Origin of the sequence: Salinisphaera sp. G21_0 (assembly GCF_017744115.1) — a bacterium.
Classification (GTDB): Bacteria; Pseudomonadota; Gammaproteobacteria; order Pseudomonadales; family Endozoicomonadaceae; genus Endozoicomonas.
Genome location: NZ_JAGHQW010000018.1, coordinates 40,109 through 66,417, shown reverse-complemented (window position 1 = coordinate 66,417; position 26,309 = coordinate 40,109). Strand labels below are relative to the sequence as shown.

Below are 26,309 nucleotides of genomic sequence, written 5' to 3'. Positions count from 1 at the left end.
GGTCTTACTATTAAATTGCGAACAGTTTTCACCACTACACTAATTGTGGATAAGTAATTGGCAAATACGTAACGGTTTGGCTTTATTCGCTTCATTGACAACCTCCCCCAGCTAAATGGCTGGAGGAGGCCAATTTCTGTTCCACAAGAGAAAGATCCGGAATTGAAGCAGGAACGTCTCTCATAATAATCCGATATTTTTCCATTGGGCCTTTTTCTTCTGCTGAATTACGCACTTCTTCCCGTACCAGTGTTAATGGTTGTGGAATTCCCTGAACCACCATGGCATAGAATGGCAGGCTATCGTTTTTACTGGTGCGATGCATTATGGCAATACGATTGGTGGCAGAGAACTCGGCAAATCGTCCATGGTTCAGTCGTTCAAAGGAAACCACCGGGATCTTTGTACCCCGCCAGTCAAGATCACCCAGCAGCCATTCGGTTTCCGGGTAATTGGCTTCCGGACGACTGTAGTCCTGAATACCGGCGATGCATACTGAAGGTATCAGCAGGGGGCGCTGCTGCATGGGTATCAGCACGGACGAAATGGGCTTATGGCTTCCGGACATGGTTTCCTCTTCTTTCTGCTACTGTGCGGTTGAGGCTGCTTTTGTGAAGGGCAGGGCTTCCTGAGAAGCCCTGTTATCACGCTGTCTCAACTTCAATCAGTTTTTCAATCGCTTCGAGTAATGGCCCTTCCTGGAAAGGTTTGCCTATATACTCATTGACACCCAGGCTTAAGGCCCGGTGGCGATGTTTCTCACCGGTTCTGGAGGTGATCATGATAATCGGCAGGTCCTGAAGTTCAGGATCATTCCTGACCGCGCTGGCCACCTCAAAACCATCCATACGGGGCATTTCGATATCCAGCAACATAATGTCTGGCTTCTGCTCAGCGAGACGGGTCATGGCTTCCACACCATCCCGTGCCGAGATCACCTCGTATCCCTGACGGCTTAGCAGACGACTGGTGACTTTTCTTACGGTCACCGAGTCATCCACCACCAGCACTCTGATAGCCTGATCACTACTGTCCGGTTCATGCCTTTCCACGGTGTCAGGTTTGGCTTCCTGAATGACCAGCTGATGTTTGCGGTAAAGTGCCGCCGGATCAAGGATGACCACAACTCGACCATCACCAAGAATGGTTGCACCGTTTACCCCGGCAAGACCGGAGAACTGAATGCCCAGACTCTTGGTAATGATTTCCCGGCTACCCACGATAGCATCAACCTGAACCGCTATATTCTCACTGCCTCTTTGCACCATGACGACCGGACACTGGCCATCACTTATTTTGGGGCTGCCAGCACCGAGAAGAGCGCCCATGTAGATCAGCTGGTGCTCGGTACCATTGCCATAGATGAGTGGCGCTCTGTTTTGGTAGCAATCGGCCAGCATTTTTGCTGACACCATGGAGATGCCATCAATGGCATGCATCGGCAGTGCGTACAGGCTGCTGCCTACTTCCACCATCAACGCCCGGTTAATGGACAGGGTAAATGGCAACCTGAGAGAGAATTGTGTACCCAGCCCGGCCTCAGACTTAACCTGTATGCTGCCGCCCATTTGGCGAACCGAGTTATTCACAACATCCATCCCGACACCGCGGCCAGAAAGGTGGGTCACCTCGCTTGCGGTACTGAATCCGGACTTCATGATCAGTTCGATGGCTTCCTGATCCGTTACCGGTTCGTCAGGACTGATCAGTTGCTGTTCAATCGCTTTGGCTTTCACGGCTTCAATATCGATACCGCGACCATCGTCGGACAACTCAACCACCACATCGGCACCATCGCGTCGGATCGATAAGGCAATCTGGCCCGCTTCAGGTTTGCCTGAATTCTGTCTTTCTGCCAATGAATCTTCGATGCCGTGACCAATGGCATTTCGGAGCATATGTCCCAGAGGAGCAAGCATGCGCTCAAGCATGGTTCGGTCCATCTCACCTTCGGCATTACTGACCACAAGCTCGACGGGCTTGTTCAGGTCATCAGACACCTGACGGACAATCTTGCGCAGTCTGGGAACCAGTCGGCTGAACGACACCATCCGGGCTTTCATCAGCTGCTCCTGGAGCTCAATCTGAGTTCTGGACTGTTGCTGGAGCAGCGTTTCTGTATCCCGGTTTTTTTCCTGCAGGGCCTCGCGCAAATCCATAAGGTCAGAGGCGGACTCCACCAGTGAGTGGGAGAGCTGTGACAGTTCTGAGTACTGGTCCATTTCCAGAGGGTCAAAATCAGGGTTATCACCAAGATCGCCCTGGTGCCGGGAGATGATCTGGCTCTGCGTTTCGATATCGAGTCGCCGCAACTGTTCCCGAACCCGCAGAATGGTTCGATTCATCTCTTCAAGGGTTCTGGAGGCATCTGTCGTCTGCTGCTCAATGCGGGAGCGGCTGATGCTGGTTTCCCCGGCAAGATTGATCAGGGTTTCCAGAAGTTCCGGGGGAATGCGGACCATTTCACTGAGTGATGACTGAAGCGTTGTCTCTTCCCCATCGGCAGAGGTCTGGGGCGCTACCCGGATGGTAGAAACGGGTTCCAGTACCTGACCGGGCATCGGCTGCGGTAGATCAGGTGCGGGCAGTTCTGACAGGTTATTGACCCATGTATCTTCATCAAAGGTCCTGGTGAGAGGTTTGGCTGGCGCAGCCTGCCCCAGGTAGTCCGGAAGAGTATCAGGCTCTTCAGCGGTTGAGTGGCTGGCGTTCAGTCTATGCTTCCATTGCCTGAGCTCTTCCAGCATGCGCTGTACGTCAGGGGATGGCTGCCCGTTGCCAGGGGTTTTCAGTGTTGTCTCTATGATGTCGTGAGTTTTCTGAATCAGCGCCAGAGGGGCGCTTTCAGGCTCACAGCTGCCATTGGCAATGGATTCATAGATATCTTCCAGCCCATGGGTCAGTTCTCCAAGCTCATGGAGTTCTGCCATCATTGCTCCCCCTTTCAGGGTGTGCAGGCATCGTTGAAGTTCATGAACCGGTTGTAAATCGCTGGTATTGCCCAGCCATGTTTCCAGAGACTGGGCTGAGTCTTCGAGCAGCTCATAAGCCTCCTCGATAAACAGCTTGTGCAGCTCCGGCTCGGGCTCTGACCCATTGCTGTACGGAGCAAAAGATGTGCCTTCTGCCGTGACTGAAGCACTCCAGGACGGCTGGGCTATCGGTTTGAAACGATTATCTTCAGTGAACGATAAGTCGATGTCTTCTGCTGCCTCTGTCTCTGCATCAAAATCAAGCAGGGCATCAAAGTCATGATCTTCGAGGTCTTCTTCGAACGTCAGGTCGGGATCTGCCTGACTCAATGCCTGCTCAAACAGCAAAGACTCCAGTGCTTCACGCAGAGCGCTGAAAATCGCGTGTGGCGGTTCCGGCGTTTGCTGAGAAGCCACCTGGTTCATCATTTCAACCAGGGCTTCGAAGCCGTCCGTAAATGGCGGCAGTAACAGTTGGGGAAGGCGGGTCTCATGGGTCTCCAGGTAAGTGCAGACATCATGTAACACATCACAGAGCTCTGTGATAGCCGACAAACCTGCTTCATTGGCATTCTCAGCAAGCACCTTCAGTTCAAACTTGAACCGGTCAAGCTCCTCGTGGGGCGTACCATTAACCCATGATTTCAGATGGCTGCTGGCATCCAGTAACAGGTCAAGGTCGCTGGCCAGGAACAGTGCTGCCTGCTGGCCTGTTGGCTGCTTTACTGGTGCAGGTTCCCGGGCAGACTCATCATGCAAACTGTTGCTGAGTAGTTGGTTATGAAGCGCATCAAGCCAGTTAAGAAAGCTATCAACTTTCAGCTCCAGAGGGTGGGAGTTGGTTTGCAGTTGTTGCAGTGCGTCTTCAATCAGGTCTACCCCCTGTTCCAGCATGCTGATGACCTGACTATCAGCAGGCACCAGGTGTGCCCGGAATTCCTTGATGGTCTTTTCAATAGCGGCAACCAGCTCGGCAAGGGGGGTAATGTCTGCCATAAAGGCACTGCCTTTCAGGGTGTGCAGTGCCCGCTGGACAGAATCCGTGATCTGGATATCGCCACCCATTTGATGGCTACTATCGATGAACTCTTTGACGACACTGAGATGACTTCTGGCTTCAGTGTCAAAAATTGCCATTAACTGTTGATCAAACCCGCTATCCAGCTCAACGGTTTGCTCTTCAGTTGTAACGTAACTGATTGCCTCGGTTTCCGGAGGTTCTGTCAGTTCATTATCCAGCTCATCAACGTCGCTATGCAGAGCTTCTCCGGCACTGTCCTCGATAATGTCGCCAAACATCATGGCCGGTTCTTGCTGCTCAGGCTCTACCAGCTCCTCACTATCAACGACAAAGTGGTTTCCTTTACCCAGGGCATCTGCTTTCTCCATGCAAAGCAGAACTTCCGGGGTTAGCTGTTGACTGTCCCCGGCAAAATCATTCACCAGTTCAGGCAGCATAGCGATGACTTCATGGAGTAGCTCAGCTATTGGCTCAGACGCTTTAATCGTGCCTTTGACCACGTTGTTCAGCATGTTTTCCAATGACCATGCCAGCTCACCGATAACGTCAGCACCGATCATGCGGCCGCTGCCCTTTAACATATGAAATGCTCTTCTGATCTCATTGGTGGTGGCTGCATCATGGATATTACTGTGCCATTGTGGCAATAGCGCTTTGAGCTGTTGCTGAACTTCTGTCGCTTCTTCGACGAAAACTTCATGGAGGTCGTCGTCGTCATCTTCATCCATGGACAGACTGAAGGTGTCTTCTTTAGAGAGAGAGTCCTCCGGGGAAGAGTGGTGTGACGGTGTTAGATCCCCAGCGATGTCATCGCTGTCCGGGGTGTTATGTATGGTTAGGGTATGATCTGATGAAGGGGGCGCAATCTCAGAAAGTGAGAATGTTTCTTCAGGAGAGTAGCTTTCCAGGTCCGGCAGATTTTCTTCATTCGCCGAAAAATCAACCGTCTGTGCCGGCTCATCACTCACTGTTAGCGGGTTTTCAATCGACGCCGCTGCCGGAATCAGGTTATCCCTGTGGACTATATCGATCGAGTGGGAGTAGGTCGTGTCCTGTTTCCCGGTAACTGCCTGAGAGGGGCTCAGGCTGTCGGTTGAGAACTCTATGGTTGGGCCGTAGTCTGCTTCTTTTTCACTGGCAGCAACCGCTCCGGTAGCTGACGACAGAGGCTTTTCGTAGTGAAACTCAATAACGTCATTGTCAGCCGCTTGTTCCTCCGGGGCCGCTCTCTCTTCATCGGAAAGCAGGTGGGCAGCGAACGGGTTAGCTTTGGCTTCAGGTTTCGGGGTGGATGAAATGGCTGGCGCGGCAGGTTCTGCTTTTGTGACGGTAACGGATGACTCAAGCCGATCAATACTTTTCCGGGTAATATCCAGCGTTTTTTCAACGTGGGCAGAAGCCCCGCCACTCAACTGTTCCAGATAGTATTCAATGCTGGACAAACTATCGGCCATTGCATCCAGCTCATCAAGACCGGGCTTGAGGTTTTTGTCCAGCCATTGCTGCTGAATATGCCTTGAACAGCGACTGATTAACTCAGCAACACGGTCCAGAGGAATCATGGCAAGACTGCCCTGGATGCTTTTTAACAGGGGTAACAACTTGACCAGGAACTCCTGATTATAATCACTGCCAAGGTAGCCCTCCAAAGCCCCTTTGGCCTCTTTCAGGTTTTTCCGGGCTTCATAAATCACTTTCTGGTGAATATCGTTTATCTGTGCTGATACAGAGCTCTGGCCGGTTACCGATCGGTTCAGGCCTATGAACTGGTTCAGTCCGGATTCCACTTCAAGCAACCGGGCAGCCGTATTGATCAGGGTATCGTTCACTTTTTCGGGCGAGCGGCTACCAGTAAGGATCATCTGCAGGTGTTGATGCTCTCTGTGCATGATTTTCTGCAACGATTCGAGGCCAAGCATGCCTAATGTGTCAGAGATTTGCTGGCAGGTGGCCAGTTGATCCCGAAGCCTGGATTGATTGCCCCCGGGGTTCAGCAGGTAGAGATCCAGGGCATCTTTGATATGAGTGAGCTCTTCCTTGATGGCTTTCACCACCGATGTCGCTGCATCAATGTTGAGCAGATTGGCATCCTGCGGCTCTGCCTCCAGGGCCTGGTCCAGAGAGTATCGTCGCTTCAGAGAGAGGATAAGCGCATGATCACTGTTTGCTTTGGCGATCCGATAAAGAATCCCTCTCAGAATCTCTTCCGAGGGCGGGGTGTTCAGGCGTTTGGCTTCCTCAGTGGCCAGACACTTGAACTCATTGTCCATTTCACGAAGGATTCTGATGGCGTGACTGTCTATGGCAATAGAGCCTTCCTTGAGGCCCTCGGAGAATGCGGTGCAGGCGTCCCATAGCGGTGAAATTGGCGAGTCCCAGCAAAGGTTTTGCAGCTTGGCAAATATTTTACTGATGACCGTCAGTTGCTGCTCCCGCTGGCTGTCCCTGAGAATGCCGGCAAGACACAGCTGATATTTCTGCCGTATTTTCCGTACCAGAACCGCAAAGCCGCTGGCCTGCAGTTTGTTCAGCTGTGCTTCAGGGATTGGTGCAATGGTGTGAACGATGACCGGTGCAAAAAAATCAATATCAGACAGAGCCCGCTGCCCGCGTAATTGGCGCATTTCATTGAGCAGGTGCTTCAGCAGGCTGGGGGTATCCTTGCCAGATCTGGAGGTATGGACAAGATAGCCTGGCAGCTGAAGCATTGCCTGAATCAGTACCACCAGCTGTTGCTGATTGTTATTCGCCGGAGTCTCATTCAGGCTATCTAATAACAGCAGAATTTCCCCGGTAAGTAACCGGGCTCCCTTCTGTTTCAATATCTTCAGCGTGCTGTGAATTTGCTGGATTTTGGTACGACAATTCTCCAGAAACACAGCCTCATCTGTGGAATCAGCATACTGTTCAAGGTCCTGACGGGCTTCAGTGAGGGTGCCTTCAATCTCTCCGATAACCCAGTCCAGTCCTATGTATTCACGCTGTTCGACCATGCCTGGCTCCCGTTTCCAGCTACCATTCCCGCTGTTGTATGCGCTCTTTTTAACGCTCTATTTATCAAGAGCACCCGAACGGCGGGCATTATGCTTGTTGTCATACTCGTCTCTTGCGGAGTCAGTGTCAGGACTCTGTAGTTTCAGGCAGTTTGAAACCTGTGACCGACTGACGCATCTCCATGGCCATACCGGCCAGATCACCGATAGATTGAGCGGTGGCCTTGGTTCCTGAGGAGGTTTGAATAGAAATATCCCGGATGGCCACCATGCGGCTGGAGATCTGTGAGGCTGACTGTGCCTGGACTTTTGCGGTTTCAGAGATGTTCCGGATCAGGCCTGACAGGCTGTTGGACACCTGCTCGATCTCTTCCAGTGCAACACCGGCATCCTGTGCCAGACGGGCTCCGTGTACCACTTCAGAGGTGGTTTGTTCCATGGAGATGACCGCTTCGTTGGTGTCAGTCTGGATGGTCGATACCAGCGCTTCGACCTGTTTGGTGGCTGCCGATACCCGTTCTGCCAGACGTTGAACCTCGTCGGCAACCACGGCAAAACCCCGGCCTGCTTCACCGGCCATGGAGGCCTGGATAGCGGCGTTCAGGGAGAGAATGTTGGTCTGGTCGGCGATCTCATTGATCAGCGAGATAATGTCACCGATTTCCTGAGAGGATTCACCCAGTCGTTTAATTCGCTTGGAGGTATCCTGAATCTGTTCACGGATAGTGGTCATGCCATCAATGGTGTTTCGTACCACCAACCCACCGTTAGCCGCGATCTGTACCGAGCGCTCGGCCACATCGGCGGAGTCGGAGGCTTCGCTGGAGACCTTGTCAATGGACTCGGCCATCTGGTTCACGGACTGGGTTGTAGCGCCAATTTCCTGGGCCTGATGGTCGGAAGCTTCCGCCAGCAGTCGGGCGGTTGCCTGTGTTTCCTGGGCGGCTGCGTCGACCTTGACGGCCGTCTGGTTGATGGTGTTAACCAGGGCGCGCAGTTGTTCAATGGAGAAGTTAATGGAGTCCGCAATGGCACCGGTAAAGTCTTCGGTAACACTGGCCTTAACCGTCAAGTCACCGTCTGCCAGGTCCGCCATTTCATCCAGAAGTCGCAGAATGGCCTTCTGGTTAGCAGCGTTCTGGGCTCTGGTCGCCTCGCTTTGGGTTTTGGTTTCTTCCAGACGACGGCGGGTATCCATAATGATGGACATGGCCGTGAACAGGACAAACAGAACGGAAAGGCCACCGGAGGCCATGATGATCAGCTCAAGTGTCTTCTGTTCAATGGTGGACGTGGACAGGGTGTCTGCCAGCACCGATGTTTGCTGCAGCAGTTGTTGTGAATCGGTGAATATGGTGTCGGAAGCGGCTCGTACCTGGAACAGTTCCGGAGAGGTTTCCAGAATCTCATCAACGCTGCCATCGACGAATTCAAACAGGTCGGAGATCTCCTTAAGGCGGTCAATGGCCTCATCATCAGTCACCTGACTGATGCGCATGGCAAGATTACCTTCCAGCATACCTTGCAGTACCCGCCCGAAGAGTTTGGCATCACGGCCAAAGCTGTCAGCCGCCATGATGGAGTCTTCGTCACCTTCCAGAACCTTGGCAACACTCCGGATAATACGCTCTGCCAGCCAGGGCTGGCGCTGAGCCATGGCAATCTGGTCCGAGGGCGCATTGTTATCCAGAAGGATTTCTACCACCTCGTCGTACTCAATTTGCAGTTGGGGAATGGTTTCACTCAGTGTGGTAGCAACATCATGCAGAGACAGTACGGTATTCTGTGCAGCGAGAATACTGTCGGCTTCTACCTTCATTTCAGACCATGAAGAATCCAGGGCTTCAATCTGTTGGGCGGTAGCGCTATCGGACGTGTCAATAAAGGGGATAACAGAAAGGCTGCCACGGTTCAACTCATCAATATACTGGCCAAACATCGCTGTTGCTTCTTTCAGCAGGGGAAAGGCTTCTTCTTTACCGGAGGCCGCTTCGGAGGCGTTTTTGGCAATCTGTTGGGAAAGAACCCGAAGCTCACTGGCATTGGTTTCATGGGTGTGTAGCAGCTGGGACTGCTGGTTGTTGTAGATAAATGCACCTGTCATCACTGACAGGGACAGCACCAGCATGGTGATCGAAGCGATCGTGGCTCTGTTTGCCTTGCTTCCCTGTCCCATATTCGCTTGATTGCCTTTCATGGTTTATTCCCCGATTTCTGATGTGAAATCAAAATCCTGTTTATTCACTGGCGGCCTTTAGAAAACGCTCGTTGGTCACGAGTCCCTCAACACTGAATACGACATAGTGTTGATCTTTGACATAGGAGCCCTGGGTAAATGGATGAATATTTTTCGGAACGGATTCCGGTATCTCATCTGCGTGGCTGCTGGCGGTAAACTGCTGCATACCTTTTACTTCATCAACGATAAGGCCAACGGAAATGTCTTTCTTCTCGATAACAAGTATCCGGTTGTTGTGATTGGGTTGACTGGAAACATAACTGGCCTGGTTACTTTTCAGAAAGTCACCCAGGCTGACGACGGGTATCAGACGTCCCCGGACATTCGCTAATCCCCTGACCCATCGTTGCACACCGGGCAATGGCGTTGTCTGGGGAACGGGAAGAATCTCAGATATTGAACCAACCTGAACCATATAATACTGACCATCCAGCAAAAAGCTGACACCCTGCCAATAGCTCAGATCAGTTTGCTCTACCGGGATTTGAGCACTGTACAGGGAAGCACTTTGCTCAAGTGTCTCCAGATAGTCGAACGGATGACTGGAGTTGCTCATAGTACTCCTTTCCTTCATTGTTCCCTTGACAATTGACCGTGACGAATGCGGGATAGCCCTCTTGTCCGAAAGGGTTTTTCGGAGTAGCCAGGCCTGATTCAGGCCGCAGCATCACTCAGGACTTCGTTCAGCGTTTCCAGCAGCAGGGTTTCCTTAATGGGCTTGGTCAGATAGTTTCTGGCTCCCTGCCGCATGCCCCAGACGCGATCCGTTTCCTGGTCTTTGGTGGTGACAATAATGACCGGAATGTGTCCAGTGCTGCCATCTTTAGAGAGCTGCCGGGTGGCTTGAAAGCCGTTCAGGCCGGGCATGACGATATCCATTAATACCGCATCAGGCTGCTCTTCCCGGCAGAGGGCGACACCATCGGCACCATTGTCAGCCGTCATTACGGTATGACCATGTTTCTCGAGCATTGCGCTTAGCTGGTACAGTTCGGTTGGTGAGTCGTCAACAATTAATACCTTAGCCATAAATCCCCCGGGTGTTTTGGCCTGAATAAGGGCCGCACCAAACTTGGTTACTTGCTTTTATTTATTTTCTGAACCCCTTCCGGGTCTCATTGGCAGAGACGTCGTCAGGGGCTTTCCATTCACGTACGTTTAAACGGCCAGAGCATAGTCAGGGCAGTGTTCCCGAATCGTTGTGAACAGTTCATCACGACTGAATGGCTTGGTCAGATAGTAATCTGAACCGGCAATTCGTCCTCTGGCACGATCGAAGAGACCGTCCTTACTGGAGAGCATGATGACGGGAATCTGTTTAAAAGCGTTGTTATTTTTAATCAGCGCACAGGTTTGATAGCCGTCAAGACGAGGCATCATGATATCGACAAAGATGATGTCCGGTTCGGACTCGGCGATTTTTGCCAATGCGTCAAAGCCATCGGTGGCGGTAACCACCTGGCAGCCCGCCTTTGTCAGAAGTGTTTCAGCTGTACGACGAATCGTCTTGCTGTCATCGATGATCATGACCTTGAGGTCTGTTCCGCTACCTTGCATGTTTTACCCCTGAAAATCCGCAGAAGAAGCGACAATGGTTCGCTGCCATTCCTTTCTTGTTGGTCCGTTCCCAATGGCTTAATTCTGTTTTAACCGGATATCTGGACCGTTTATTATCCTTTTTTATCATAAGTTGGTCATTGCTGACCAGAAACGTAATGGTTCCTGGTCACGATTTTTCCAACCCACTGTAAAGTCCCGACTGTTCATGGCGATGTATCTAGATAATAAATCTCCGTACGAAAGAGACAGGGACCTCCATGAACCGTTTTCAATTTCTGCTGATCAGCGTGTTTTCAGGCCTGCTTGGATGGAATGCTGACGTCTCAGCTGAATCTCTGGAAGAAGCTTTGGGTCAGGCTCTGCGTTCAAACCCTGAGGCAAAAGTTGCTCTTAGTCGTCTAAAGGCTGAGAGAAAAAATATCGATGCAGTCGCTGCCGATTTCTGGCCAACGATTGATCTTGCGGCCGGTATCGGCAGACAGCAAAAGGATACCAGTCCAGATACCGATGGGGACAAGCTCACCCGCAAGGAAGCCTCATTTTCTCTGAAGCAGAACCTTTTTGCGGGTTTTAATACCTGGTACAACGTGAAGGGCGCCCGTAAAGGCGCTGAGGCTGAGCATTGGCGGCTCTACTCTACTCTGGAAGATCTGGCGCTGCAGGTTATCAATGTTTATCTCAAAGTGCTTGAGCGTCGTGATCTGGTTGAACTGGCAGAAGAAAACCTGGGCATTCATCACGAAATTTTTGATCAGATTGAGCGTCGTGCCCGTCAGGGGGTTGCCCGAAGCTCTGATTTGATCCAGGTAGAGGGGCGGCGGGCAAGAGCAAATGCCAATCTCATCAGTGCCAGAAATAATCTGATGGATGCTGAAAGTGAGTACCGTGCGTTGGTTGGGCATAGTCCCGGTGATTTGGAGTTCCCTGGTTTTGCACATCTTGATTTGCCAGAAGATTTGCACAGTGCCATTAAAAATAGCAAGCAGGATCACCCCAGTGTCAAAGCTGCTGAAATGGATGTTGAATCCTCGGAATACGCTTATTCTTCCCGAAAAAGCAGTTATCTGCCATCACTGGATGCTGAGTTAGACCAAAGCTGGAGGCGCAATGCCGATGGCCAACTGGGTGATTATGGTGATACGGTCGCCATGGTCCGTCTTCGCTACAACTTGTTCCGCGGCGGCGGTGATCAGGCTCGCTTGCTGGAGAGTGCCCATCAGGCAGAAGAGCGGCGCTCCGAGAAAGCCAGAGTCATGAGAGATGTCGAAGAAAGAATGCGTGTCAGCTGGGCGGCTCTGCAGTTTATTGGCGCACAACGAGAGTATTTATTGCTTCATGAAGATGCCAGCCGGGATACGGTTGCGGCATACCGGGAGCAATTTAATATTGGTAAGCGGACACTGCTGGACTTACTGGACAGCGAGAATGAATTGTTTCAGTCCAGCAATAGCTTAACCTCCGCCATCTATCAGGAAACCTATGCCCGTTACCGTGTTCTGGCGGCGGTGGGCAGGCTACTGGAAAATGTGGAATTTTCTATCCCGAAAAGCTGGCATCTGGATGGTTAGAAAACGTCGTATTTTTAAATCGGTCAGCCTCCCGGAGGAGCGTCATCCCGAGTGTCAGCACCTGTAGCTGTCAGGCTGGATTAGTTAATACTTCATCTGCAGCCGGAGAGGTTGTGGTATGGGGGAATGTAGACACTGTTTTATGAACACCTGACTTTTCTGATATGTCCTTTCTCTGGTCAAGCTGGCATCCTTCGATTATACCCAAACAACGATTTAGAAAGAGAAGCTATAAACAGGGCGAAGTGTTTTTGTCTGGATCGTAATATAATACGCCGCTTCCAATTTTATGTGTCTTTGTAAATCAGTGGCTTGCCTGTATTTGGTCGGTAGCTGTCATGCTGTCGTCAGTTTTCTGATAAGCCCGGAACGGAATGTTGCTCATGAGCAGAACTGATAACGCAGTACAACGCTTTATCTTTGAAAATACCGATATTCGCGGTGAAATCGTTTCCCTTAACCACAGTTATGTTGATGCCCTGGCTGCCCATAATTATCCCGAGGTGGTCAGACGCCTGCTGGGGGAGTTGGTGGCCTCTGCTCTTTTGTTGAGCACAACACTGAAGTTCGAGGGGCTGCTTACCCTTCAGGCCAGGGGGGACGGGCCATTAACTTTGCTTATGGTGGAATGTACCGACCAGCGGACGTTCAGAGCGGTTGCGCAATTCAGGGATGATCTTTCTGAGGGAACGCTTCAGGAGCTTCTGGGCAAGGCAAGTCTGTTGATTACCGTGGACCCGGTCAAAGGCAAGCGTTACCAGGGCATTGTTCCCCTGGAAAAGGAAACGCTGTCAGCCAGTCTTGAAGACTATTTTTCGCAATCTGTGCAGTTGCAGACCCGCCTGTGGCTGGCCTGTGATGGCCAGACCTGTGGCGGTTTTCTGTTGCAGGCTCTGCCTGCCAGTGTCGAACTTTCCGAGGACGTTCGCGCTGAATCCTGGAAGCGTATGACGGCTCTTGCTGAAACTACTCAAGATGCTGAGCTGCTGGAGCTGGATCATGAAACACTGCTGGTTAGACTGTTTCATGAAGAAACTGTCCGTATTTTTGACAAGGAGCCGGTTCGTTTCGTCTGCACCTGTTCCCAGGAAAGAAGTGCAAAAATCATCAGCACTCTGGATCGCAAAGAAATTGAGTCAATTATTGAAGAAGAAGGTCAGGTGGCGATGGACTGCCAGTTCTGCAATCACCAATATGTTTTTGGTAAAGCTGACATCGATGCAATCTTTAACGAAAAACCACAACTTCACTGAAGTTTTCTGATTTCTCTCCTTCCGATCCGGTCAGGAATTCCATTGAATTTCTGACCAATCAGACGAAAATGCGACAGTGATCGTCTGTGTTCTCTTCCGGTAACTGATGATAAATTTGACCCGGGGCAATACTTTTAAGCCGACAAAGGTTTAACGTTTTTACCAGACTCAATTAACAAGAGGCGTTATGAGGGGTCTATAACCTGTAATTCCAGAGTTATATTTCAATAATAGATCCAATACCCTATCATAGCACGCCACAAGAATTACCATAATCTAACAACACAAAACGTTAAGTTGAGCGTATTGCCGCAGGAGAACTTTGCATGGCCCATGTAAACGTAAAGGAAGCTCTGGCTGCTGTCGGAATCAAGGATGTCCTTGATGTGGTCTACAACCCCTCCTATGAAACGCTGTTTGAGGAGGAGACCCGTCCGGAGCTGGAAGGCTATGAACAAGGGGTAGTTACTGAAATGGGGGCAGTGTCGGTGGATACCGGTATCTTCACCGGCCGTTCTCCGAAGGACAAATACATCGTCAAAGACGATACAACCCGGGATACCATCTGGTGGTCAGACCAGGGTAAAAATGATAACAAGGCAATCACTGAAGAAGTCTGGGCAGATCTTAAATCACTGGTAACCAATCAACTGTCCGGCAAGCGTCTGTTCATTATTGACGGTTTCTGTGGCGCTAATCCTGAAACACGCCTGAGTGTGCGCTTTGTGACCGAAGTGGCATGGCAGGCTCACTTCGTCAAGAACATGTTTATCCGGCCCGGCGAAGATGAGTTGAAGGACTTTGAACCGGACTTTATTGTCATGAACGGTGCCAAATGCACCAACCCGAAATGGCAGGAGCACGGTCTCAACTCGGAAAACTTTGTGGCATTCAACCTGACGGAGCGGATTCAGGTGATTGGTGGTACCTGGTATGGCGGTGAAATGAAGAAAGGTATGTTCTCCATTATGAACTACCTTCTGCCGCTCAGGGGCATAGCGTCCATGCACTGTTCTGCCAATGTGGGTGAGCAGGGTGATACTGCCATTTTCTTTGGCCTGTCCGGAACCGGGAAAACCACACTCTCTGCCGATCCCAAGCGTGCCTTGATTGGTGATGATGAGCACGGTTGGGATGATGACGGCGTGTTCAACTTTGAAGGCGGCTGTTATGCCAAGACCATTAACCTGAGAGAAGAAAATGAGCCTGAGATTTTCCACGCCATTCGTCGTGATGCGTTGCTGGAAAACGTAAGCGTTGATGCCCGGGGTAACATTGACTTTGATGATGGCTCGAAAACCGAGAATACCCGGGTTTCTTATCCGCTGTATCATATCGATAACATTGTTAAGCCGGTTTCCAAGGCTGGTCACGCCAAAAAAGTGATCTTCCTGACTGCCGATGCTTTTGGTGTTTTACCGCCGGTCTCCCGTCTGACCCCTGAGCAGACCAAGTACCACTTCCTCTCCGGTTTTACCGCGAAACTGGCGGGCACTGAGCGTGGTATCACGGAACCAACACCGACGTTCTCCTCTTGCTTCGGTGCTGCGTTCCTGTCACTACACCCAACCAGGTATGCCGAAGAGCTGGTTAAGAAGATGGAAGCCCATGGTGCTACCGCTTACCTGGTAAATACAGGATGGAATGGTTCTGGTAAACGCATCTCCATCAAGGCAACCCGGGCGATCATTGACGCCATTCTGGATGGCTCTATCGATAAGGCCGAAACCAAAACGTTGCCTTTCTTCGGATTGCATGTACCGCAAAGTGTTGCTGGCGTTGATGGCAATATTCTGAACCCTCAGGACACCTATGAGGACCCGGCAGAATGGGAGCGTAAGGCACACGACCTGGCGGATCGCTTTATCACCAACTTTGTTAAGTTTACCGATAACGAAGAAGGTAAGGCGCTGTTGGCTGCCGGTCCGTCACTGGGCTGATTCGTTTCCAGGGTGTAATCAGAAAACAGTAGTTCTGTGGTAAGGACGGGGCTGGGAGTCTATTCTCGGATAGCCTTCTAGCCCCCCTGTCTTGGCCGATAGGCCCAGTGATACTTCCACCTTCAGGGCTGTTTAAGATTGTTTCTCTATGGCAGGAATCTTCCAGATCAGCGCAGTAGATCCTTTTGGTATGGCGCACGTTAGATCATTGGCGCAGTGAATTATTAAATAATCACTATCGGGGCTAAATTTGGCCCGTCTAACGCGATGATCCAGGGTTATCAGTTCTTCATCTATCCATTTACCATCATCACCCCTGCCCCAGAGTTGCACAAAACCCGGCTTGTGATGATCCTTCTGAATGTCTTTGCTGCCATAGGTCAGAAAGCGGTTATCTGCCCCATTAAATTCGGCACCTCTGAGGCCATAGCCATCAGGGATGGTTACAGCATGTTTGGTCCACTTGCCATCGTCATCGCGCCAAAGGATGTAGGATTCAGTGTTTGTGATAAAGCTAAGGGCACAGGCCATACGCCCTGAGAGTGAAAACCGGCTGTCATCGACTCTGCGTTTAAGTTGAACCTCCAGCTGTTCCTGCCATTGGCCCTGGCTGTCGAGGCTCTGGATTTTCACTGTGTTATCATTAAGACTGCTGGTCAGTACACTGTCCTCCTGATCGTTGAAGGCAGCGTTGTTAATGGCTCCTTGATGACGTATCCATGCCTTGTTAATCAGATTACCTTCCCCGTCATCACCCCAAATGCAAACGTCGCTCGTTTGATTGCCATAGCTCAGGAGAAAATTCTCGGAGGGGCTGAAGATGGCTGTGTCACTGCCGATGTGCCTGAAGAACTGATCTTTATCCAAAGTGTCATCATTACTGTTGCAATTACAGAGTTTAAAGGCACCACGACCGAGATAGGCCAGTAATTTACGCCCGGAGGGGCTGAAGGCGGCATAATTGCAATCCGAAATCGTTTTTTTTCCTACCCAGTCACCGTTGTTGTCATAACCAAAAATTTTAACGTTTTTATCTATATCTCTGATCAGTGCATGCCGCTCATCATTACTCAGGTGGGCATCTTCAATTTCCCCGTTGCTATGCATGACCTCTTTCTCCACAAGACAATTGCTCTCATCACTACAGTCCCAGATGGTTGCTGATCTGTCTTTGCAGGTCAGTAAATAATTGTTCGTGATCTTGAAAGGCGATTTCTTTTCCAGGGATCGGAAAGAGTAACTGATCTCTTCTGGCTGGTGTAGCGGGGTCCACCGGCCGTTGCTATCCAGACGCAATATGTTGGTTTTGAGATTCCTTGGGTCGAAGGACACAATCTTATCCTGCAACGGGCTGAAATTTGCTGTCAACGGCGGATAGCCTTTTTCAAGGGGTGTGTGCGCAAGCGCCACCACCTCCTCCCAACAGCCATCATTATTCAGCGTACTTACTTTGACATTGCCATCGTCGCAGAGGCTCAGAAGCTTATCTTCTGCTCGGTTGAGCTGACAGAAAATTTTTTGGGAACCCCCGATACTCCCATTCTGCGACCAGTTGCCATTTGCATCTTGTCGCCAGGTTCTCAGGATATGATCTCTTAAGGTGTCGCAACCACTGATTAAGAGGTTCTTACTCGTTCGGCTTAAACTGGCATCCAGAATAAAACAACCGAAATTGGCCTTAAGTTTGAATTCAAGGCAGTTTGACCGACATTGAAAAATTTCACTCTTCGCGAAGTCAATAGAGCCTGGTTCAATAGGACTATCGCACGGTATCATCTCAATATCAGGTTGTTCATGGGGTTGTGATGCATCGGCCTGCCTGGTGTATGGCGTTTCATGATTTGTGGAAAAATTCAGTCCGACAATTTTCGGCTTACGATCACTGATATCTGTGGTGGCCATCCATCCGGGTGGTAAATCCAGTTTCAACCGTTTGAACGGTTGAGTCTGATCCGGTGCAGAGACTTCTAAAATACTGTTGTTAAATTTAGCCACTAACCCGGCTATTGGCTCCAGACCATTATTTAAGGCCTGTTGGTGTTTTTCCAGATTCCTTTTGGCTGCATTGCCCGACGAACCGCTGAAGTAACTCTGTGCTGATGGTTCCATAATAACTCCAGTCATACTGCCGCAAAGTGAATTTACAGGACCGTTGATCAGTAGCATCCTATGGGTATTTGACTCGTTCTGTTGCTGCTTTTCTGAGCAATCAGTACCTGAGCAGTAGATCAGTAGATCGGGTAAAAGTTCCTGCCACAGGGATTTTTCCAGTTTAGTGATTCTTCCCCGGATCGGGCATTTTCCGGTACTGTGAAGGTTTGTTTTATACAAACGGTTCAGTTTCGCTATAATGCCCGGTTTTCTCTGGTCATTAGCGTGTCTTATGGCTTGAGTTTTCAGGCCGGAATAGGCATTAATTACCGGCTGGATGCAGAAATGTTGCTGTTTCTGAGCATTATCTGGAAACTGTCCTATTGTTTTGATTCCCATGATGAGTGTGTTTTATGCAGAGTATCTCCCAGCGTATAGCTGAAGAGTTGGGTGCCAGACCTGAACAGGTCGCCAGTGCTGTACAGCTGCTTGATGATGGATCCACGGTTCCTTTCATTGCCCGTTATCGAAAAGAGGTCACCGGAGGTCTGGACGATACTCAGCTGAGAACGCTGGAAGATCGTCTCCGCTACCTGCGAGAGCTGGAAGAGCGCCGTGAAGCCATTCTGAAGAGCATTACCGAACAGGATAAGCTGACGCCTGAACTGGAAAAAGATATCCGCTCTGCAGATACCAAAACCCGCCTGGAAGACCTTTACCTTCCCTATAAGCCCAAACGTCGTACCAAGGCTCAGATTGCCCGTGAGGCGGGTCTGGAGCCTCTGGCCGATCTGCTGTTCGATACGCCGGAAAAAGAGCCTGACGTGGAAGCAGCGGCTTTTGTTGACGCAGATAAGGGAGTTGAGGATACCAAGGCGGCTCTGGAAGGTGCCCGCTATATCCTGATGGAGCGTTTCAGCGAGGATGCCGAGCTGCTGGGTCAGTTGCGTGAGCTGCTCTGGAATGAAGGCATCCTGAGCAGTCGTGGCGTTGAGGGTAAAGAAGAGGAAGGTGCCAAGTTCAGGGATTACTTTGAACACGATGAGCCACTGAAAAGTGCACCGTCCCATCGGGCGCTGGCCATTTTCCGTGGACGAAATGAAGGGGTATTGCAGGCTAACATCCGCCTCGCCAATGAGCCGGAAGACCGTCGTGAAACCCATCCCTGTGAAAAGCTGGTGGCTGACTTCTGGAAGCTTGAGCATAAAGGCCGGGCAGCGGATGACTGGTTGAAGGATGTGGTGCGCTGGACCTGGCGGGTTAAGCTGCTGTCTCAGTTGGAAACCGAGTTAATGACTCGCATCCGCGAAAACTCTGAAGATGAAGCCATCAAGGTGTTTGCCAAGAATCTGAAAGACTTGCTGCTGGCGGCACCTGCTGGCCTCAGGCCAACCCTGGGTCTGGATCCGGGCTTGAGAACCGGTGTGAAGGTAGCCGTGGTGGATGGTACGGGTAAATTGGTCGAGCATACGACGATTTATCCCCATGCTCCCCAGAAGAAATGGAAGGAAGCTCTTGGTACTCTGGCCACCCTCTGTCTGACTCATCAGGTTGAGCTGGTCAGTATCGGTAACGGCACGGCATCGCGAGAAACGGACCGCCTGGCTGCTGAACTGATGCGCAGCTATCCAAAACTGGGCCTGACCAAAATTGTGGTCAGCGAAGCCGGTGCGTCCGTGTACTCTGCATCTGAACTGGCTGCCCGTGAATTCCCGGATCTGGATGTTTCTATCCGTGGTGCCGTATCCATCGCCCGTCGTTTACAGGACCCTCTGGCCGAACTGGTGAAGATTGAGCCGAAATCCATCGGGGTGGGCCAGTATCAGCATGATGTCAGCCAGATCAATCTGTCCCGCTCTCTGGAAGCGGTGGTTGAGGACTGTGTAAACGCGGTAGGTGTTGATCTTAATACCGCCTCCAGCGCCCTGCTGGCACGCGTATCGGGCCTTAACCGTACCCTGGCCGACAACATCGTTGCCTATCGCAATGAAAATGGTGCCTTCAGAAGTCGTAAGGACCTGCAGAAGGTGGCCCGTTTTGGTGCTAAAACCTTCGAGCAGGCCGCAGGCTTCCTGAGAGTAATGAATGGTGATAACCCTCTGGACAGTTCTGCCGTGCACCCTGAGGCGTATCCGGTGGTAGAGAAGATTGCCAACCAGTCAAGCCGGGATGTGCGAGCCCTGATCGGGGACTCGGCTTTCTTAAAGGGCCTGAATGCGGCGGACTTTACCGATGAAACCTTTGGTCTGCCCACCGTTACCGACATCATCAGTGAGCTGGATAAGCCCGGTCGTGACCCGCGCCCGGATTTCAAAGCCGCCGAATTCAAGGATGGCATTGAAGATATCCGCGATCTGAAGCTGAATATGGAACTGGAAGGCGTGGTCACCAACGTGACAAACTTTGGTGCGTTTGTGGATGTTGGCGTCCATCAGGATGGTCTGGTGCATATCTCCGCGTTGTCTGAAAACTTCGTTAAAGATCCCCGCGAAGTGGTAAAAGCCGGCGATATCGTTAAGGTCAAAGTCATGGAAGTGGACGTTGCACGCAAGCGTATCGGACTTTCCATGCGGATGTCGGATAAGGCCGAAGAGCGTGCTGAAGCTCGCCAGCAACCACGGCAAGCCAGAACCGAAAAGCCTGCTGCTCGCAGCAAGCCACAGAAAGCCGGTCAGTCCGGAAATCGTGGTAAAAAGCAGGATTCAGGTGGTACTTTTGCCGACTTGTTTGCCAATGCAAAACAACTTCGCAAGTAAACAGACTCGGAGAAAAAGCCGGTTTTGACAGTTCCCGTAAAGACACTGTTAACGGCGATGTTTGCCTGCCAACGAAAAAGCCAGACAAGCCTTTGTCTGGCTTTTTTTAGGGGATTTAGACAATTCAGGCTGGTATTATATGGACGACAGGACGAGGCTGTCGCACAAGCACAGGCTCCTGGACCAAAACGTAATATTCCAGGAATGATTACCCTTCGCAGTTTCGGAAAATGCTGTCGATCTGTCTTTTGCGGCAACCTCAGGAGGTGGTCAGCTGCTAAGCTGATTGCTATTTTATCAGGCTCATTCAGGTTGTCTTGCCCAGTTTGAAGCTGAGTACTAATGAGAGTTCGTTCATGGTGTCGTGGTCGCGGGTATCCGTGTTGCCAATAAGAATCATCTCTTTGAACGAATGTTATAGATAATTATTATTGGATCTGTACCTTGGCTACTGAGTATCAGGATCGTCTGGAGCTTTTCCAGTCCCGTGCTAACCATTCAGTTCTTCATGGCATCTGCCATGGTATTGAGCGTGAAAGTCTCAGGGTTACCTCAGATGCCCGTCTTTCCCGGAAAAGTCATCCTGAGAAACTGGGGCGCGCATTAACCCACCCTTATATCACCACTGACTATTCTGAAGCACTGCTTGAATTCATAACGCCGGTGCACAGCCGTATTAGCGATACGCTCTCCTTTCTTGAGCAACTGCACCAGTATACCTGCCAGAATATGGCAACAGAGTTCCTTTGGGCCGGCAGTATGCCGCCGCTGCTGGAAGGGGATGACAGTATTCCTATCGCGCAGTATGGGAGTTCCAATATCGGGGTAATGAAAAGTGTTTATCGTGAAGGGCTCTGGCATCGCTATGGCAAGCCAATGCAAACCATTGCCGGTATTCACTATAACTTCTCTATGCCAGAAGAGTTCTGGGCGCTGTTACAGCAGTCCTCCGGACAAGAGGAAATCAGCGCTCAGGACTTCAGGTCAGCGGGTTATTTTTCCCTGATCCGGAATTTTCTGCGTTACTCGTGGCTGCTGATGTACCTGTTTGGGGCCTCTCCGGCCGTTAGCCGAAGTTTTTTTGCCGATGGCGGCGTTCAGTCAGGCCTTCAGGTGCTGGATAAGGACTCTCTTTTTCTTCCTTATGCGACGTCGTTACGTATGAGTGATATGGGGTACAGCAATCACGCCCAGTCTTCCCTGAATATTTGCTACAACACACTGGAAGAATACGTAGATAGCCTCTCCAGTGCCATTCGTACGCCATACCCTCCCTATGAAGCCATCGGTCTGAAACAAGACGGTAAATACCTGCAACTGAATACCAACCTGTTGCAGATAGAGAATGAATATTACAGCACCATTCGCCCAAAGCGTATTGCCCGTTCCGGTGAAAAACCAGTGACCGCCCTGCGCAACGAAGGCGTTGAATATGTTGAGGTACGTTGCCTTGATATCAACCCCTTTGAACCAATGGGACTGAGTGAGCAGGATGCCCATTTTCTGGATGTTTTCCTGGTCTACTGTTCGTTGCAGAACAGCAATCCTATTCATGCCGATGAGTGTGATGAGGTCAGCAGTAATTTCAAAACAGCGGTGACGGAAGGCCGCCGCCCGGGTGTCGAGTTGAGACAGCAAGGGCAACCTGTCCTGCTCCAGAGCTGGGGGTTTCAGCTGCTGGATGAAATGTCTCCCATTGCTGAGATTCTTGACCAGGCCAATGAATCATCAACGTTTGTTGAGAGCCTGTGTGCGCAAAGAGAAAAGCTGAAAGATGCCGCTTTAACCCCTTCTGCGCAGGTGCTTAATACCCTTGAAACCGGAGATTCCGGTTATCTTGAGTTGATGATGTCTTTATCGGAAAAGCACTCCAAACGCTTCTCTGAGCATGATCTGAGCGATGAACGTATAGCCTACTTTGAACAGCTTGCCCAGCGCTCTATTGCTGATCAGCTGGCAACAGAAAACAATGATAGCCGTGACTTTGATACATTCCTGCAGGAATATAAGGCGGCAGAATAGTTCCTGAACCATTGCCTTTAGTCAGTCGCCGGTAGAAAGGACTCTCTGGCGAGAATGTCTGAGAATAGAGCTCGGCAGTGAGGGTGGCAGAAATTAATAGAAAGTACCTGATTCCATCATTAAATCAGACTTTGGTAAAGTTGCTTTTATCGGGATGAAATCAGGATGCTGCCAGCAGTATCTGAACTAGTATCAGAATCGGGTAATTAAAATAATTTTTTTTAATTAAATGATTTTTTTTTAGTTGAAAAAGTTGTTGGACTATCATGAAAACTCCCTGAAACCATTGGATTCATAACGTTCCTGCAAAACTTGCAATTTAAATTGTGTTGTGTTTTGAAAAATAAACGCTTGCCGCAAAAAATTCACTGTCATAACCTAGCATCTGAGCTGCCTGACAAAGGCGCTTACGAGGTCCCCATTCACGCAGAAGAGATCTAATTGTTAAAGAGGAACTGTCTATCATGCTGGAGGGTTGCCAAACGGCTAAAGAACGTTGGGGAGGTGTATCAGAAATTATTGATCGCTGGCTCAACGAGCGTCAGGAGCTGATCGTCCTTTACTGCTCCATCAATGGAATGGATCAATTTGATGATGACAAGCGTCCGGTAGTCAGTAAATTAAAGGAACTGTGCCAGATTCTGGTGGATTATGCGTCAGCTGGTCACTTTGAGGTTTACGAACAGTTGATTCAGGAAGCCCGGGAATTTAATGATGGGGGCGTTGAACTGGCTCATACGGTGCTGCCAAAGCTTGAAGAGAATACCTCAAGATGTTTGAAATTTAATGACAGTTGTGAATCAATCAGCTCTTTGCAGAAACTTCAGGGCGCTGTATCGGAATTAGGTGAAACGCTGGCAGAGCGGTTCAGTCTTGAAGATAAAATGATAGAAACTCTGCATGAATCCCACCGGGAAAGGCTCACGGGATCATGATGTTCAGGTCAGGTGAGGACAAACTGTATTCAGACCATACAGTCGTTTTGTCCTCATTTCATTTTTAACTGCTTTTGTTCACATCCCTGAGTTCTACCTTGAAAATAATTGCTTCATTAGGTCCGATGATTCCGGGAATACCACTGGAGCCGTAGGCCAGAGTCGAGGGAATAAAAAACTCCCAGGTGGAACCTTCAGGCATTTTCTGTATTCCTTCTGTCCAGCCCGCGATAACCCGGTTTAACTGGAAAGTGGCGGGTTGGTTTCGAGTGTATGAGCTTTCGAAAAGGGTTCCGTCTATCCGGCGGCCTTCATAGTGAACGGTTACATGATCAGTAAGGGATGGCTTGATGCCAGTACCTTTTGTCAGTACCCGGTACTGCAAACCGCTCTCCAGCACAACAATGCCTGGTTTTTTGCTGTTTTCTGTCATAAAAAGCTGGCTTTTTTCCAGGCTCTCCTGCGCTGCTGCCTGGTACTGAAGCTGTTCAAGGTTTCTCTTTTGCACCTGCGCTAAATCTATAAAATAGGTGACTTCATCCTGTGACAGCTGTAAAACCTGGTTGCCAAGATTATCCTCTACCCCCTGGATAACGGCGTTAACATTGATCCCATCAAATTGTTTCAGTTGCTCTGCCATGGATACTCCGAGGCTATAGCTTAATTTGTCATTGTCTGTTTCCAGAGCGGCAAATGAACACAGTGAGTAAGAGAACAGGGTAACGCTGGCAAGCGTTTTGAAGATCATATTTACACTCTTTCTGATAGATTTGTATCCTGCGTTTTGGCACAGTCTTTCCAGTACAGGTAACTCTGAGCCCTATCATTTAGTAAATTGGTTTTTTTGGCAACCCCGGACGAGGGTTGTGTAATGAAAAAGTGCCTTATTTAAAGTGTTTTTCGAGATAATGAATATGAAAAATAAACGTCCTCTTCTATCTATCTGTTGTAGGAGAATGTGATTTAATTAGCAAAAAAACAGAGAGAAAGCTAAAAAAAAATTTGCAGATGACGAATAAGCACTCTATGTTGGAATTAAAACTGGATATAAATTATTCAGTTTTTATTACGATGTACTAACTACTAGTAGATTGGTTAAATTAAAAAGAGGGACGACCCAATGCCTGCAACAAGGAAGACTGCAGCTAAAAAAAGCACTGTCAAGAAGGCTGCTGCTAAAAAAGCTCCTGCTAAAAAAACCACTGCCAGCAAGACTGTTAAAAAGGTCGACATGGTGAAAAAGTGGGAAAAAGAAATCGACGCACTGAAGAAAAAGCTGGAAAAAGCCAAAGAAGCCTTGAAAAAGGCCAAGGCCAGTGCCAAGAAAGCCACTGCTAAAAAAAGCACTGCTAAAAAAGCCACTGCCAAGAAAAAGGTAGCGGTAAAGAAGAAAACTACTGAGAAGAAAGCCACCGTCAAAAAGGCGGCAGCCAAGAAAAAGACAGTAGCCAAGAAAAAAGTGGCTGTTAAGAAGAAACCAGCGGCCAAGAAGAAAGTAGTAGCTAAGAAGAAACCTGCCACTAAAAAGAAAGTAGCTGCCAAGAAAAAGCCAGCAGCCAAAAAGGCAGTTGTGGCTAAGAAGAAGCCTGTAGCTAAAAAGAAAGTAGTAGCCAAGAAAAAGCCAGCAGCCAAAAAAGTAGCTGCCAAGCGAAAGGCTCCAGTCAGAAAAGTAGCTGCAAAAAAGTCCCCTGCTAAGAAGAAGTAATATAACTGATAACTCTAAGCCTTAAAGGGGGAATTATATTCCCCCTTATTATTTTTGTATCTTCACTCTTTTCTCCTCTCTAGATATTCGATTCCTCTGAGTTTACTGTCCATATTGAAAGGCAGTTGTCTTTTAATCTTCTCAAACCCGATACCTCAGTGAAAGCAGTGATCAGGAAAGAACGCAAAAACTGCGGCTGGGACAAGGGCTGCATGATGAAAGTACCCGGGTTGATAGGTTTTGGATCTTTGCTCTGATTTGAAATGAGTCTGAACGATAGCTATTACGGTAACAGCATTCATACACGCTATTTTCTTGAATTAAGTATCGGGAACTAAAAGCTGCAAATACAGTCTGAACAGAATAAAACAAAAGGGTCTGAACATGATTGATGGGATCAACCCTTTCAAGGTCCAAACAAACAGCCCGGAAGCAGAAAAATGTTCTGTCTGCCTGATGGCCTTCGGCAGAGATGTGGCTACTCTTATCACTAGTGTATGTAGACACACCTTTCACTCTGATTGCCTTAAAAATTCCCTCATTGCACAAAAACAATTCGCAAATAGGACTACCTGTCCACTGTGCAGAACTGATTTGTCGAGTTTGGCAAAAGCATTAGTCAGTTCGGCTACCCCGGGTCAAGGGGGGCATGGGCAAGGCAGGCCTGACTCCTTACCCCAGCGGGATATCAACCAGAATGCTCTTGTTTATGCAGATCGCCAAAGGGAGCACCAAAGGGAACGCGCAAGGGAGCGCTACCAACATGACCCTGCTTATGCACAGTACCAGAGGAGTCGACAAAGTACATATCAAACGGCGCGTTACCAAAGAGATTCTGTTTACGCCGAGCGTCAAAGGGCACGCAAAAGGGAGCGGCAAAGGGCACGTTATCGGAATGATCCCGCTTACGCAGAGCGCCAAAGGGAACGTCAACGGGAATATAGGCAGCGCCAAAGGGAGCGTTACCAGAATGACCCTGTTTACGCAGAGCGCCAAAGGGAACGTCAAAGGGAGTACAGGCAGCGCCAAAGGGAGCGTTACCATAATGATCCTGCTTACGCAGAGCACATGAGGGAGTATCAAAGGGAACGTCAAAGGGCGCGCAGGGAGACAAACCAGAGAGTCAATCAATTGCAATCGGTTGAAACGGTAAATCCTATAGCAACAAGGGTGCTGAACACGAATCAAACGAACGAAAGCACTAATTAATCCTTTCCTACCGGTCATCGACTCTTGGGAGTTACTATAGATAAA

General features: G+C 49.7%; 16 protein-coding genes and 1 pseudogene. 9 read left to right on the top strand and 8 right to left on the bottom strand.

Features of this window, described 5'->3' with window-relative positions:
- Window positions 1–91 precede the first annotated feature (91 nt).
- From J7439_RS10310 to pilG, 6 genes are all read right to left on the bottom strand, one after another.
- Window positions 92–568, bottom strand: a complete 477-nt coding sequence (locus J7439_RS10310; RefSeq protein ID WP_209201730.1) for a chemotaxis protein CheW — start codon at window positions 566–568, stop codon at window positions 92–94.
- A 76-nt stretch (window positions 569–644) separates the two neighbouring features.
- Window positions 645–6,986, bottom strand: a complete 6,342-nt coding sequence (locus tag J7439_RS10305) for a hybrid sensor histidine kinase/response regulator (RefSeq protein ID WP_209201729.1) — start codon at window positions 6,984–6,986, stop codon at window positions 645–647.
- Between the two features lie 127 nt (window positions 6,987–7,113).
- The gene (locus J7439_RS10300; protein WP_209201728.1) at window positions 7,114–9,183 is read right to left on the bottom strand and encodes a methyl-accepting chemotaxis protein; all 2,070 of its coding nucleotides are present in this window, start codon (window positions 9,181–9,183) and stop codon (window positions 7,114–7,116) included.
- A gap of 40 nt (window positions 9,184–9,223) precedes the next feature.
- A complete protein-coding gene (locus J7439_RS10295; protein WP_209201727.1) occupies window positions 9,224–9,781 on the bottom strand; it encodes a chemotaxis protein CheW in 558 nt (185 codons plus the stop codon).
- A 98-nt stretch (window positions 9,782–9,879) separates the two neighbouring features.
- A complete protein-coding gene (gene pilH / locus J7439_RS10290; protein WP_209201726.1) occupies window positions 9,880–10,254 on the bottom strand; it encodes a response regulator in 375 nt (124 codons plus the stop codon).
- Window positions 10,255–10,383: 129 nt separating this feature from the next.
- Window positions 10,384–10,782, bottom strand: a complete 399-nt coding sequence (gene pilG / locus J7439_RS10285; protein ID WP_101745268.1) for a twitching motility response regulator PilG — start codon at window positions 10,780–10,782, stop codon at window positions 10,384–10,386.
- Between the two features lie 260 nt (window positions 10,783–11,042).
- Here pilG and J7439_RS10280 point away from each other — a divergent pair, with 260 nt between their 5' ends.
- The 3 genes from J7439_RS10280 to pckA all read left to right on the top strand — a co-directional run bounded on the left by J7439_RS10280 (window position 11,043) and on the right by pckA (window position 15,546).
- Entirely contained in the window at window positions 11,043–12,353 is a 1,311-nt protein-coding gene (locus J7439_RS10280; protein ID WP_209201725.1) for a TolC family outer membrane protein, read from the top strand.
- A 383-nt stretch (window positions 12,354–12,736) separates the two neighbouring features.
- Complete coding sequence (gene hslO / locus J7439_RS10275) at window positions 12,737–13,606, top strand: Hsp33 family molecular chaperone HslO (RefSeq protein WP_209201724.1); 870 nt, start codon at window positions 12,737–12,739, stop codon at window positions 13,604–13,606.
- A gap of 326 nt (window positions 13,607–13,932) precedes the next feature.
- Window positions 13,933–15,546 (top strand): phosphoenolpyruvate carboxykinase (ATP), encoded by a 1,614-nt coding sequence (pckA, locus tag J7439_RS10270; protein ID WP_209201723.1) that lies wholly within the window; start codon window positions 13,933–13,935, stop codon window positions 15,544–15,546.
- 132 nt (window positions 15,547–15,678) lie between these two features.
- Here pckA and J7439_RS10265 read toward each other — a convergent pair whose 3' ends face one another.
- A complete protein-coding gene (locus J7439_RS10265) occupies window positions 15,679–18,036 on the bottom strand; it encodes a WD40 repeat domain-containing protein (protein WP_209201722.1) in 2,358 nt (785 codons plus the stop codon).
- Window positions 18,037–18,050: 14 nt separating this feature from the next.
- On the opposite strand from J7439_RS10265, the gene J7439_RS10260 reads away from it, so the two are divergent.
- The 3 genes from J7439_RS10260 to rsd all read left to right on the top strand — a co-directional run bounded on the left by J7439_RS10260 (window position 18,051) and on the right by rsd (window position 23,350).
- On the top strand, window positions 18,051–20,393 hold the full coding sequence (locus J7439_RS10260; RefSeq protein ID WP_209201721.1) for a Tex family protein: 2,343 nt from the start codon (window positions 18,051–18,053) through the stop codon (window positions 20,391–20,393).
- Window positions 20,394–20,837: 444 nt separating this feature from the next.
- A complete protein-coding gene (gshA, locus tag J7439_RS10255) occupies window positions 20,838–22,415 on the top strand; it encodes a glutamate--cysteine ligase (RefSeq protein ID WP_209201720.1) in 1,578 nt (525 codons plus the stop codon).
- Between the two features lie 464 nt (window positions 22,416–22,879).
- Window positions 22,880–23,350, top strand: coding sequence for a sigma D regulator (gene rsd, locus J7439_RS10250; protein ID WP_101745275.1), 471 nt, complete (start codon window positions 22,880–22,882; stop codon window positions 23,348–23,350).
- Between the two features lie 64 nt (window positions 23,351–23,414).
- Here rsd and bamJ read toward each other — a convergent pair whose 3' ends face one another.
- Window positions 23,415–24,098 carry a BamJ family beta-barrel-assembly machinery protein gene (bamJ, locus tag J7439_RS10245; RefSeq protein WP_209201719.1) on the bottom strand — a complete coding sequence of 228 codons (684 nt, stop codon included), beginning with the start codon at window positions 24,096–24,098 and terminating at the stop codon, window positions 23,415–23,417.
- 372 nt (window positions 24,099–24,470) lie between these two features.
- Between bamJ and J7439_RS10240 the strand changes: the two genes are divergently transcribed.
- From J7439_RS10240 to J7439_RS10235, 3 genes and pseudogenes are all read left to right on the top strand, one after another.
- Complete coding sequence (locus J7439_RS10240) at window positions 24,471–25,055, top strand: hypothetical protein (RefSeq protein ID WP_209201718.1); 585 nt, start codon at window positions 24,471–24,473, stop codon at window positions 25,053–25,055.
- A gap of 384 nt (window positions 25,056–25,439) precedes the next feature.
- Window positions 25,440–25,631, top strand: a pseudogene (locus J7439_RS27075) (RING finger domain-containing protein); the annotation flags it as partial.
- A gap of 27 nt (window positions 25,632–25,658) precedes the next feature.
- A complete protein-coding gene (locus tag J7439_RS10235) occupies window positions 25,659–26,264 on the top strand; it encodes a hypothetical protein (protein WP_286198285.1) in 606 nt (201 codons plus the stop codon).
- The last annotated feature ends 45 nt before the right edge of the window (window positions 26,265–26,309 follow it).

Excerpts from the sequence above, each read along its gene's own strand:
- pckA (WP_209201723.1), top strand. The coding sequence starts at position 13,933 with ATGGCCCATGTAAACGTAAAGGAAGCTCTGGCTGCTGTCGGAATCAAG.
- pilG (WP_101745268.1), bottom strand. The coding sequence starts at position 10,782 with ATGCAAGGTAGCGGAACAGACCTCAAGGTCATGATCATCGATGACAGC.
- J7439_RS10240 (WP_209201718.1), top strand. The coding sequence starts at position 24,471 with ATGCCTGCAACAAGGAAGACTGCAGCTAAAAAAAGCACTGTCAAGAAG.
- J7439_RS10310 (WP_209201730.1), bottom strand. The coding sequence starts at position 568 with ATGTCCGGAAGCCATAAGCCCATTTCGTCCGTGCTGATACCCATGCAG.
- pilH (WP_209201726.1), bottom strand. The coding sequence starts at position 10,254 with ATGGCTAAGGTATTAATTGTTGACGACTCACCAACCGAACTGTACCAG.
- J7439_RS10260 (WP_209201721.1), top strand. The coding sequence starts at position 18,051 with ATGCAGAGTATCTCCCAGCGTATAGCTGAAGAGTTGGGTGCCAGACCT.
- bamJ (WP_209201719.1), bottom strand. The coding sequence starts at position 24,098 with ATGATCTTCAAAACGCTTGCCAGCGTTACCCTGTTCTCTTACTCACTG.
- rsd (WP_101745275.1), top strand. The coding sequence starts at position 22,880 with ATGCTGGAGGGTTGCCAAACGGCTAAAGAACGTTGGGGAGGTGTATCA.
- J7439_RS10300 (WP_209201728.1), bottom strand. The coding sequence starts at position 9,183 with ATGAAAGGCAATCAAGCGAATATGGGACAGGGAAGCAAGGCAAACAGA.
- J7439_RS10295 (WP_209201727.1), bottom strand. The coding sequence starts at position 9,781 with ATGAGCAACTCCAGTCATCCGTTCGACTATCTGGAGACACTTGAGCAA.
- J7439_RS10280 (WP_209201725.1), top strand. The coding sequence starts at position 11,043 with ATGAACCGTTTTCAATTTCTGCTGATCAGCGTGTTTTCAGGCCTGCTT.
- J7439_RS10265 (WP_209201722.1), bottom strand. The coding sequence starts at position 18,036 with ATGGGAATCAAAACAATAGGACAGTTTCCAGATAATGCTCAGAAACAG.
- J7439_RS10305 (WP_209201729.1), bottom strand. The coding sequence starts at position 6,986 with ATGGTCGAACAGCGTGAATACATAGGACTGGACTGGGTTATCGGAGAG.
- hslO (WP_209201724.1), top strand. The coding sequence starts at position 12,737 with ATGAGCAGAACTGATAACGCAGTACAACGCTTTATCTTTGAAAATACC.